At 46.7% G+C, this 12666-nt stretch carries 7 protein-coding genes; 1 reads left to right on the top strand and 6 read right to left on the bottom strand.

All coding sequences use genetic code 11. The features are described from left to right. The first annotated feature begins 66 nt into the window (after positions 1–66). Positions 67–1023, top strand: coding sequence for a substrate-binding domain-containing protein (locus BFP72_RS00445; RefSeq protein WP_099597226.1), 957 nt, complete (start codon positions 67–69; stop codon positions 1021–1023). A gap of 121 nt (positions 1024–1144) precedes the next feature. On the opposite strand, the gene BFP72_RS00440 is transcribed toward BFP72_RS00445, so the two are convergent. The 6 genes from BFP72_RS00440 to BFP72_RS00415 form a co-directional block, all read right to left on the bottom strand. Further along, a complete protein-coding gene (locus BFP72_RS00440) occupies positions 1145–2518 on the bottom strand; it encodes an alpha-amylase family glycosyl hydrolase (protein WP_158233212.1) in 1374 nt (457 codons plus the stop codon). Positions 2519–2611: 93 nt separating this feature from the next. Beyond that, positions 2612–4003 carry a SusE domain-containing protein gene (locus BFP72_RS00435; RefSeq protein WP_099597224.1) on the bottom strand — a complete coding sequence of 464 codons (1392 nt, stop codon included), beginning with the start codon at positions 4001–4003 and terminating at the stop codon, positions 2612–2614. 24 nt (positions 4004–4027) lie between these two features. Next, a complete protein-coding gene (locus tag BFP72_RS00430) occupies positions 4028–5623 on the bottom strand; it encodes a RagB/SusD family nutrient uptake outer membrane protein (RefSeq protein ID WP_099597223.1) in 1596 nt (531 codons plus the stop codon). A gap of 18 nt (positions 5624–5641) precedes the next feature. After that, positions 5642–8626, bottom strand: a complete 2985-nt coding sequence (locus BFP72_RS00425) for a TonB-dependent receptor (protein WP_158233211.1) — start codon at positions 8624–8626, stop codon at positions 5642–5644. A gap of 118 nt (positions 8627–8744) precedes the next feature. Continuing rightward, a complete protein-coding gene (locus tag BFP72_RS00420) occupies positions 8745–10700 on the bottom strand; it encodes a glycoside hydrolase family 97 protein (protein WP_221406445.1) in 1956 nt (651 codons plus the stop codon). Between the two features lie 332 nt (positions 10701–11032). Next, positions 11033–12640, bottom strand: coding sequence for a DUF6377 domain-containing protein (locus tag BFP72_RS00415; RefSeq protein WP_099597220.1), 1608 nt, complete (start codon positions 12638–12640; stop codon positions 11033–11035). Positions 12641–12666: the final 26 nt, after the last annotated feature.

The following is a 12666-nucleotide window of genomic DNA, read 5'->3' as shown; positions in this document are numbered from 1 at the left end:
TCCATCCCCCGTAAACCACCCCGGTTACTAAACGAGACAGACTAATTACATTTTAATTCTTTAAGCATGAGAAAACTTACTATTATCTATTTGATGGTCATGCTCACCGTCAATTGCACCCAAGCACAGGACTACAAAGTGGGGCTTTTGTTTGACCAGTTTGCCAGCGCCCGTTGGGAAATCGATGCAGGCTATTTGCAAAAGCACTTTACGCGGTTGGGTGTAGAAACATTTATCAAGGTTGCACACTCCAGCTATGACAAGCAACTCGAACAAGCTCAAGAGCTCATCGACTCAGGGGTCGACGCACTCGTCATCGTCCCAGTAGATGGTGCGCACAGCAAGTCAATCCTTGATCTGGCAAGCAAAAACAACGTATTGGTGATCGCCTACGACCGTCCGATCTTGGACGATCGTGTCGGCCTGTACGTCTCCTACAACAACCTCGAAGTAGGGAAAAAACAAGCCCGAGCACTGATCAACAATGTGCCAGAAGGCAACATCATCCTCATCAACGGTCCAGTAGCAGATGTCAATGCCATACAGTTTAGAAAAGGACAACTGGAAGTACTACAGCCCTACATCGATGCTGGCAAAATCAACATTGTAGAAGACATAGTGTTGGACAATTGGAGTGAAGTAGACGCACTCATGAGACTCTACGAAATCAACCCAGATTTCACTGAGATCAAAGGAGTGATCTCTGCTGTAGATTGGTTCAACAATGCAATCGTAGAATACCTCGGCAGTGACGAATTGCTCAAAACAATCTATACTACTGGACAAGATCCAGATGCAAGTGTCGTAGTAAAGATGGAGTCTGGTGTCCAAAACATGAGTATCTATAAACCCATCCAATCTCTTGCAAAAAAAGCAGCAGAACTCACTCTCTCCAAGCTCAAAGGCGAAGACCTCAAACTTCAAACCATCGAAATGGGAGGCTCAGAGTTTCACGGATACCTCTTTGATCCAATCGTACTCGACATAGACAACATCAACGACTACAAGAATCTCTTGAAATAAGTTCTCCTCAATCTTGAAGTCAACAAATTGACGAAAAGTAAAGCCTAGATTATGAACAAAAGCCCCAACGTATCTCGTTGGGGCTTTTAACTTAGTATAGTACGATAACCGAAAAACTTAATTATCGTGTCTTTAGAATCAGATACTCCTTTGTACTCAATACAAGCTCTGATCCAATATCTCGACTACTCTCAGTCAGCAGATTGGTCCAAGTAGTGCCTTGCAACTCTGCTGGGACGGGCAAAACCACCTCCTTGTCCCGTGTATTGACCACTACCAATACCTCTTCCGTTCCTTTCGTGTGCTTGAACACAATGACATCCTTTTGTCCATAAATCGCCAGGTCCCCGGTGAGTATATCCACCACCGATGCACGTGCAGCCATCACAGACTGATATTGGCTCAAAATCTCAGGATTCTGTGACCAATTGATCGGGTTTTTTCCAAAGAATGAAATCAACTCTGAGTTGGCGACCTCCTGGCCCGAATAGATCAACGGTACACCAGCCATGAAAGCCGTCGATACAAATGCCCCGACACTACCTTGCTCACCGTACACCTCTGTAGGCGTCTCATCCCATGCATAGAGGTCATGATTTGTGATGTATCGCAATTTGGTCTTGCCATCTGGCACGACGTTGAACTCCTGCTCATTGGTCACGAAAATGCCCGAAGCAGATTGATCTTCAGAATAGATTCCTTTGATTTTTCCGTAAAAGTCCCAACCATAGTTGAAAGCAAACCCTGCTTGAAAATTCTCTACGATCCCTCCCTCAGCCAACCAAATCAATGATTTGGTCGTCGAAGCATCTACTGCCACGATCGCTTCGCTCCAAAAGTCCTCTGGCACAAAATCAACTGCATCACATCGGTATCCATCTATGCCTGCATGATGGATCCAGTAGGTCATGTCTGAGATCATCTCATCACGCATATCTTGGTTTGCGAAGTTGAGCTCGGCGACATCTGTCCACCCAGTACCTGGCGGAGCTATGATGTTGCCCTCCGCATCTTGACTATACCAATCCTTGTGTTCCATCCATAGGTGGTCCCATGCAGTATGGTTGCCCACCCAGTCCATGATCACTGCCATGTCCCTGCGGTGCGCTTCATTGACCAACTTAATCAGGTCATTGAGAGTCCCAAATTCTGGATTGACCTCTTTGTAATCACTAATGGCATAAGGAGAGTTGACCCCATTTTCTATCCCAATCGGGTAGATCGGCATAAGCCAAAGTACATTGACCCCTAAACTTTGGATATGATCCAATCTCTGTCTCACTCCATCGAGATTTCCACTGGCGCTAAACGCCCGAAGATTAACCTCATATACCACCATCTCCGACAAGGAGGGGATATTGTCAAATGGCTCCACCTCTACGCTCTCTTCTGGTCCCTTCTCAGGATCTGGAGGAGTCAAGTCTTTGTCCTCGCAAGCCACACATAGCATCCACAACCCCAGCATCCACATCATTTTCCTATCCATTTTTTTCATTCTTCCTGTTTTGAAGCATGGCCGGGTTTCAATCCTACCATGCTTTATTTTTTTGCATGTGAGAGGAGCCATCGTTCCTCTCACAAAATCAATTTAGTTCTTGATGATCTCGTAGTTGAACTGATACGGTGTCTTCTGCGTATCGAAACTTAGAATCACTGTATAGTTGCCGTCTTCTTTGACATCATACGACCCTCCATCGAAATACAACTGACCTCTGAGAGACGTGATATCCGCCACCCCATAGTTGATATCCCAGGCATCGTTGGCTCTGAACTTCAGCGCACCTACCACCAAATCAGCCGTCGCTCTCCAAGTATCCGTCGCTTCGTCGTAAGTCATGGGCGTAGATGAGTCCCATGCCCCAGGAGTCGCAGTACCGATTAGACCAAATGACTCCACCAGAGACGCCACGTAAGTCAAATTGACCGTATCGACTTGGTATCTAAAGAACCCAGGACCATAGGTCAATCCAGCGGCATCTCCATCTTTGGTCAGCACCCCCTCCGAATCAAATCCGAAGTTGGTGTGATCCCAATCTGGGGCACTTGTGAATTTGAAGCCTGTCTCGATATTCATATACACAAAACCGTCAAAAATATCCCCAGACTGATTCAGTGTAGGCGCAACATCTGGAACCCAGTTTTGATAGCCCCCAGGCACATAGAGTCTACCTGGTACAGTAGCATCCAGAGTGTTGACCACTACACTACTCAACTCTGACTTCAGGTCTGTAGTCGAAGAACTCGCAGTGACCTGAAGGCTTGCAGTGACAGCTGCCCCACCTGCTTGCTCCAGGTTGCCCACGAGGTAGTAGTTCAACGACTCGTTGTTGACTGCAAGTTTGGTCTCTCCTGTTTTGCCCAGTACGACAGATGCATCGCCGACTACCAACTCGACTGTATATACGACATCCGAAGTACCTAGATCAGCTGGACTCCATTCCACAGAGAACTTGTCCATCAAATTGGCCACCGTGATCGTCGATTCGGCTCCAACTGCTGGAGTGGTCACCACCGCAGGGTCTCCCGCTGACTGAAAAGTCGTCACCGTACCTGCCACCACCGGAGAGGTCAAATCATCTAAACCTTCGGTAGTCGCCACGACTCTAAACTCCACATCAGATCTCTCGTTGGCCTGCTGATGCAAATCCGAAATAATCATGGTATTGATTGCCTCTATCGTCACCGTCGCAGTATTCTCTTGTGTACTCGCTACGATAGCTGGCGCATAAAAGACATTGTCCTTGATGTCCATCTCCACAGTATAGGTCACCGCTAAATCCACGCCATAGTCTGCCTCTTCCCAGGTGATGATCAACTCATCAGCCATATTGGTTTCGGACACCACAATCGATGCTCCATCACTCGGTGACGTCATCTGTGGAGGGATCACTTCGTCTCCTATGACTGCCTTGTCCTCTTCTTCACATGCGGCAAACATAAGACCGCTGAGGAATAGTAATATTATTATATATGGTTTCATAATCGTTCTTTGTTTAAAGGTTCTTTAGTATTCTGGATTCTGTTCGAGGTTGGTATTGAGCCCTAGGTCAAAAGCTGGTATTGGAAACAAATCATAGTGATCCGAAGTGGCGACACCTTCTTTGACTCCTCCTTTCCAATCCCAAGTCTTGGTGCCTCCACTGAACTGACCAAAACGGATCAAATCGGTACGTCTATGTCCTTCCCAGTACAATTCGCGACCTCTTTCGTCCAAGATGAAATCCAAGTCCAAATCTGCACTCGTGATGTCACCTGATGAATCACCATAAGCTCTCTCTCTGATATCGTTGATATACGCCAATGCAGTCGCTAGATCTCCTCCTGTACCTCCACGCAGAACTGCCTCCGCGTATATCAAGTACACATCCGCCAATCTGAACAATGGAAAATCCGTATCCACGAAGTTGGTATTCTTACCCTTGTCACCATAAGATGTCAGGTTCTTGAATTTACCGCATAGGTAGCCTTGGTTGAACAGCACCGGATTGTTGATCTCGAGCTCTTGGCCGTCGGTATGAAAGATCGCACGGCTATCCGTCTCCCCCGTCACATCTGCAAAAGATTCCTCTACAAACGAAGACGTCATGCGGTGACCAGACCACCCACCTGCGGCGATACCATAGTCATTGTCTGCATCCATAGACCCTCCGACTGCTCCATGAATGATGAACGTCAAGCCTCCATAATTTCTCGTGTTGTCACCGTCCTCAGCAATCGGAAATATAATCTCGTCACGCTGCCTGTGATTGTCTGCTTTGAAGAGGTTCGAGTAGTCATCCACCAACGTATACTGACCTGAGTTGATCACGAGATTGGCATAGGTCAAACAATCCGTATACCGGTCTTCTCCGATGTACACCTCTGCATTGAGGTACATTTTCGCCAAGAGCGTATAGGCCATGGCCTTGTCTATTCTTGCGTATTCGTTGGTCCCAGGGTCCATCAAATCTGGGATCACATCCAAAAGCTCTGTTTCGATGAATTCGAACAAAAACTCTCTACTGACCTGATCCGGCATGAACGCCCCTACATCGTCTTGATCCGTGATGAAAGGCACATTACCCCACAGATCCATCGCATAGTAGTAATACAACGCTCGCAGAGTCACTGCCTCCGCACGATATCCCTTCACGTCAGCGAGTAGATCACCAGACAGTCCGTCGATGCGTTTGTCTACTTCTCGAAGGTATTCGTTGCAATACGAGATATTGATGAATATGCGCTGATAAAGCAACTTGATATACAGGTTGTTGTCAGACCAGTTTTGATAATGAAAGTTGATCAACCCTGGGTCGTTCCAAGCGGTAATCGCCTCATCGGTGGACATCTCCTGTGCACTCCAATATACCCGCATAAAAGATGTAGTCCCTTCGTCTCCGGCACTGATTTCTGGCAAGCCAAATTCTCCCCGCTGACCCGTCAGCGTCATGCTCCCATACAGCTTGGCGAGAAACTGCTTGTACCCCTCTGGGGTATCAAATATAGTCGCCGAATTGATGGTCTGCTCGTTGAGTGGGACAGTATCCAAATCGGACATACACGCACTCGCACTCAGTCCAAAGAGGATGACAAGTGATAATTTTGAAATTAAAGTCTTCATAAAATTTATCTTTTAATTTTAGAATTCTGCTCTTACGCCTAGTACAAACACTCGGGTTCTTGGGTAAAAATTGTTGTCCAATCCACCGCTGATCTCAGGATCTAACCCGTTGTACTTGGTCACTACCAGCACATTTTGCACCCCTGCCGAGAATCTCAAATTGGCCAGACCACTGAATGCATCCGGCAGACTATAGGACAAGTTGATGTTGTCAATCTTGAAGAAACTCGCATCCTCTACATAGTAGTCCGAAAAGCGACTATTGGTCGCATTCATGTACTTCGTCTTGTCTGCTTGTGTAGACATGTTGCGCAGGTACTCCATCGAGTTGTAGAGCGTGTTGTAGTTGCTGCTTGCTGCGACACCATTGTAGACATAGTTGTCGAGCTGTGCCCTCGCATTGATCGACAGGTCAAACTGCTTGTATTTCAACCATGAGTTGAAACCCATTGATACCTGAGGTGCAGGGCTATGGTTGATCACCAAGTCACTGCTATTGATGATCCCGTCGTTGTTTTGATCCACGAACGAGTCTTCGATCGGGTGACCGGTCTGGTCATATACCTGCTCATAAGTTCTAAACGAATTGATCGCATGTCCTAAGTTCTGTGCCTGAATATATCCATCTGTTGATCCTCCGATTGCCCCCACTTCGATGAAGTAGTCTGGATCGTCGTTGAGGTTCAATTTCGTCAACTCGTTGTGATTGTAGTAGACGTTGTAGTTCAATTTCCAATTCCAATCCTTGCTGTCTATCGCTACCCAGTTGAGGTTCACTTCTATCCCTTTGTTTTCCATGCTACCTACATTGGTCAAGATACGAGAGGAGAAGTTGGTCCCTACAGGCACATCTACTGTACTAAGCAGGTCATCGCTTCGTTTCAAGAATACATCGACACTACCTGAGACCCGATTGCCGATCAAACCAAAATCAACTCCAATATTATACGTTGTGGTGGTTTCCCACTTGATATTCTTGTCATAGCCATCCGGACGGAGAGTATTGTAGTAGTTGGACCCAAAGGCGTACCGAGATGCATCGTCACTGATCGTGTACGTCGCAAGGTATGGGTAGTCATTGCCAGTATTGATGTCCTGCTGCCCTGTCTCTCCATAGCCGAGTCTCAGTTTCAAATCAGACACAAGCTTGCTGCTTTTCAAGAAGGATTCATCGATGATATTCCAAGAGAATGCTGCTGCTGGAAACCATCCCGCACGTTCGTCGGGAGAGATTCTAGACGAATTGTCATTTCTCAAAGTCAAAGTCAAGTGGTACTTGCTTTTCAAGCTGTAGTTGACTCGGCCAAAAAAGGACACCAAGTAATACTCCGAGGCAAATTGTCTCTCTTGCGAGAATGCCTGCTTGGCCTCATCGCTAGTCGAGGAGTGGTCCTCACGCTTGAAGTGTGACCAAGAATAGCCCCCCATCAAGTCAAACTTGCTGTCGATAGACTCTATGCCTTTGTCGTAGTTCAAATAAAAATCAAGCACTTCGTTGCGACGTTCATCCTCGTAGGGGTTGATGCGTCCACCCGCGACAGTAGGTGTGTATACCCATTGTGTACTATCCTTGACATTGTTGTGTCCTTCGGACTTGGTATAGTCATAGCCTAAGTTGAGATTGGCTCGGAGTCCCTCGAGCAGCTCATAATTGATTTTGAAGTTACCCAGGCTTCTCTTGACTTCCGATGTGTTGTCGGTCAATGCCAATTGTGCCACAGGGTTGGCCGGAGCAAGATTGATCGACGTACCATTGATCCCTCCAGTGGTCCAAGTCGTATAGCCTCTCCACCGAGTATTTCCATCATAGACGGGCTGAGTCGGATCATATGCGATGGCATTGGCGATAGCCCCTTGATCTGCAAAATTGTTGTTGTTGAGCATGCCCTTGACATTGAGCTGCATTTTCAATTTGCCATCAAAAAAGGTAGGGTCCAACCCTACTGCCACCGTGGTACGCTCGAAATTGTACGTCTCTAGGATTCCGTCGGTATTGTTGTACCCCACAGAAACGCGGTACTTCAAATGATCCCCTGCTCCCGATACACTTACGCTGTGGTCTTGCCCAAAGGCATTGTCGAAAATCTCATCTTGCCAATCCGTGTTGGCAGTCCCAAGCAAACCCGTGATGTTGGGCTCTCCTCCGTATAAATCATTGATCAATTCACGGTATTCGTCTCCCGAGTACACTTCCAACTTGTTGGGTGCGGTGTAGAGTGACCCAGTGAAGTTGTACGCCACCTTGAATCCCTTCTCTCCTCGTTTGGTAGTGATGATGATGACGCCATTGGCAGCTCTAGACCCATAGATGGCTGTTGCTGAGGCGTCCTTGAGCACGTTGAAACTCGCGATATCGTTGGGATTGATCGAGGACAAGATGTTTGCCGAACCACCAACACCAGTATTGTCCATCGGTACGTCATCTATGATGATCAGCGGGTCATTGCTCGCCGATAGGGAGGAGCCTCCTCTGATACGAATCGTAGACGTATTGCCAGGTGCCCCACTGTTGGATGTCACGGTCACACCGGCTGTTTTGCCAGCGATGAGTTCCTGCGGAGTATTGATTGCTCCTTGATTGAACTCCTTGGAGTCAATCACTGCCAGCGCACCTGTGGCATCAGACTTTTTGACACTTCCGTACCCAATCACGACGACTTCATCCAGAGCTTCCATATCCAAAACAAGTGATACTTCGATAGTCGATCGACCTCCCACAGGTACTTCTTGCTTGACATAGCCGATATAGGACACGACTAAGACAGCACCTTCTTCTGTCACGTTGATTTTGAAATTGCCCTCATAGTCGGTCACCGTACCGCTGGTACTGCCTTTGAGCATGACGGTAGCTCCAAGCAAGGGCTCCCCTGTATCTACATCGACGACTCTACCAGACACATCTGCAGATGCCTCTTGCCAGCTTCTTGCGACCGCTTGTGGTAGACCTACAGCCATCCACAGCATCGACAAGAGACTATATATTAAGTAAATTTTTCTTTGCATAATCACATAATCAATTAGTTGTTCGTTTTTCAATTTTAAATCAGTACGACACATTAGTGCTTGTCTGACCTTCCTCTACTCGATGCGTTCTTTCAGCCACACCGAGCAGCACTTCGCATCAATCCATCAGTTCGAAACGAATGGCTTGTCCTCCACCTGGCGCCAAGGCAAGTACAAGCGTATCGTCTGAAGACACGATGTTTTCTTCTATTCTAATCTCGGTTGGGTTGGTCTCCACATCAGCAGAAAGACCGTCAGCATACACTTCTGCTTTGTACTTTTTTCCTGGGATGAGGAAATCCAAGTCCACCTTGAATGTTCTTTTGTTTTCGTCGGTAATGCTACCCAAGTACCAGTCATCACTCGCTCTATCTTTACGTACAACGGTTAGATAGTCTCCAATCTTGGCATTGAGCACTTTCGTGTCCTCCCAATCAGTAGGCACATCTTGAATAAACTGAAAAGCAGGGTGTCCTTCGTAGTGATCAATCAGATCGGCAGCCATCTGCCAGGGACTATAGATTGTCACGTAGAGTGCGAGCTGTTTGGCGAGTGTCGTATGCACCCTGTTGTCTGGACGAGTTTTGATGTTGAGATCAAAAATCCCAGGTGTATAATCAAGTGGCCCTCCTAGTCCTCTCGTAAACGGTAATATCACCGTATGCTCTGGAGGGTTCCCTTCACTCCATGCCTCGTACTCTGTGCCACGGGCACCCTCACGCGTCATCAAGTGAGGGTAGGTTCTTCTCAAACCAGTGGCCTTGACGGGCTCATGGATATCTAGCATCACCTGGTACTTGGCGGCCAATTCTGTCACCCGATTGAAATGATCCACACCGTACTGGCTTTGGTGGTATTCCTTTCCATTCAACTTGTCCCCTACATAGCCGGTCTTGAGTGCCGAGATTCCATAGTGCTGACAAAACGCCAAGGCGTCCTCCAGTTGTGCCTCATAGTTGATCACGTTGGCACCAGTCTCGTTATGCCCGATGAGTTCAACCCGATTTTTTGCCGCATAGGCACTCAGTGCATCGATATCAAAGTCATCATATGGCTCTGCAAAACGAAACGACCCTTCGGCCCAATTGCCACCCCAGCCAACATTCCAACCCTCGACAAGTACTCCACTGATGGCATGTCTCGCTGCGAAATCTATCATTTCCTTGACGTTCTCGGTCGTCGCTCCATGCTGCTCTCCCTGTACCCAAGTCTGCGTCTTGACGTGCATTGCCCACCAAATGCCTAGATATTTGCCCGTACTGAGCCACGAGAGATTCTCTATCTTGTTGGGTTCGTTGAGGTTTAGAATCAAGTAAGAAGTCATGAGCTCCCCTGCCGACTCTGTGATTTGAATGCTACGCCATGGCGTCTGCGTAGGAGCTTTGGTGACGACAAGCTCTCCTGTGGATAGTGGCACAAGTGCACTTTTGAGCCCCTGCTCGCTAGGAGTCAAAGTCATCGCCGAATAATCGACGAGTGCTGCCTCGTGGATGCTCACAAACAAACTATCTCCTTGCTCCATGGTCAACGGTGTATGTACCGGCTGATCCAATTCTGATACTTTATTCTGTGCAAATAGGTACTCGCTATCTTGGGCCTCCCCATATGCAGGAATCCACCACGCATCCATATCTTCGACCAAGTTGAACTCCGTGAGCTCCTCCATAATCACAAACTCCTTGAGGTGATCCTGCTCTGGAAACTCATACCGAAACCCAACCCCATCGTCAAATACTTTGAACACCACGTTGATTTGACGTGCATCCGCCCTCTTCTCTTCGAGAGACACTACGATTCGGTTGTAGTTTTCGACGATGTTCTTCACTTCTCCCCATGGCTGTTGCCACGTATTGCGGTATTCGTCGATCTGTATATCGGTCACTTCGAAATCACCCTTGAGGTCCTGCTGATCCTTGAGTACAAACCCCAAGCGCGAATCAGCAATCAAAGTTTGGTTGTCTTTGGATACACTGTAGTATGCCTCTCCATTTTCCAACTTGACACTTACTGTGAGGCGCCCATTGGGAGAGCTGATCTTGTACGGGTCGTTACAAGAATATAAAAATACTGCCACTAAAAGGACGAGTAGTAATAGTCGAAATCTGTGCATAATCATTTGTAAATAGTCCACTTCTCAAAGCCTGTCTGTCAAACTCACTTTTGACGAGAACAAAAAACTCTGAAAACAAAAGCATTCACAAAAAACACATTCTGGATATAGAAAATATCAACCTATATTTCGGATAACTGACTGATTAAAAAGGTTTTAATTTTTTTAGAATATAGACTCTATATAGCAGCATTTTGCACTTAAAGTGAGGAAATACAGACTTGAAATCGAGTACCTCTTCCCGTATACCGCTCTTCGAACAAGGGAGTCTGCCCCAAAAGAATGGATCTGCTCGTTTAGCTTTTGGATTGAATCTCCATAATTCGATCTTCAAACTCGCTGTTGGGGATGACCGATTGGTTTTTGATTCGGTTCTTATAGGCATAGATGGTATTGACAGAGTAGCCTAAGATACTAGCCAAACGCTCGCTGTCTCGGATACCTATCCTGATCAAAGCAAATAAACGCAGCTCCATATTGAGGATCTCCCCTTTGGCAGGGGCATACTGGTCTTTCTCCTCGAAGAGCTCATTGAACCGGACAATAAAATCAGGAAATATCTTGACAAAAGACTCGTCAAAATGGGTAAACAAATCCGCTTTCTCCTTCTTGAGGTCAGTCTTCTTCAAAATGTACCTGATGTCCTCATAGCGATTCTCCACCAGTTTGCTTTCGATAGATTTCTTGATCTTCGTCATCTTGTCGAGATACTTCGAGTTGAGATCAAAATAGAAACCTAAGTACTCGTCCTTAATTTTGTTGATTTCCCAAAGCTGTGTATTGGCATCTCTCAATTGATTGTTGTTGTCCTTGATGATTCGATCCTTCTTGGATAAGTGCTTCTTTTGGCGGATGGTAATCACCGTAAAGGACAAAGTCAGTAATGCCAACACCGTCAGTCCTATCGCATATATCAGCAACTTTTTTCGTTGACCTTCTACGTCGTTGAGTTTGGCGGCAGAGATCACAGGCAGGACTTTGCCCACTTGGCTCATTCGCTGGATTGCTCCATAATACTTCGCGTCCTCCATAGACTCGTTGATGTAGCGGTAGGCTTCCTCCACATGCCCCGTTTCATACATCAGCTGAGCGAGACTTGTCAATGCAGAAGTTTCCTTGATCGAATTTTCAATATCCGAAATACAAGCAGACGCCAAGAGATTGATGGCTTGGGTTGTATCCCCGAGCTTGAGATGCAAATAACTCAGCGTAGAAGCCGTGATGGCAAACTGCTGACCTTCCAAATCGGGTTGCAAGTGCAGCAAACGATCCAAATAGCGAATCGCATCATCTGTACGCTCAATACGTAAATCCCGCAGGCCATTGAGATAGAGATAGTGGTAGGAGGTGGGATCAGCCGTTCGCATCACAAAATCCACATAGGTATCTGCTCTTTGGACATATATTGGCGAATAATATCCGTCTTGACTGTAATCACATATATCATACAAGGCTCGTGCCATCAGCGCATAATAGTCCAGCTTGGTCGAGTCCATGAGGTCCTTGACCACCACCGTGCTCAATGTGTCAAAAGCCTCCTTAAACATCCCTGCCGACATGAGTGTAAATCCCAAATTGGTTTTAGAATACCCCACCAATGCGCCATTGTCCATCTCGTAGCTGAGACGAATAAGATCATTGCCATACTGAAAAGCCGAATCAAACACAAAACTCTTGTATTCATGATAGAGCCGATTGGTCAATTCAAACTTGGCTTCCAAGGAGGCTCCTTGATTGGCATATAGCCTCTTGCGCAGCTTGTCTATTTTACTCAAACGCTCCGCAGTGTAGACGTCCTTTTGCTCCAACGAAGAGTTGAGTTGCTCTAGCAAGTCTTTTGCATAAGCAGATCTACTCTCCCAGCAAGTCAGCGCCAGAAATAGAATCAAAATATACCCTTTCATATTCTCAATTGTGCCGCCAATTTATA

This window comes from Reichenbachiella sp. 5M10 (assembly GCF_002742335.1).
In the GTDB taxonomy this organism is placed as follows: Bacteria; Bacteroidota; Bacteroidia; order Cytophagales; family Cyclobacteriaceae; genus Reichenbachiella.
The sequence above is the reverse complement of the archived record's forward strand: the minus strand, read 5'-3'. Positions and strand labels throughout refer to the sequence as shown.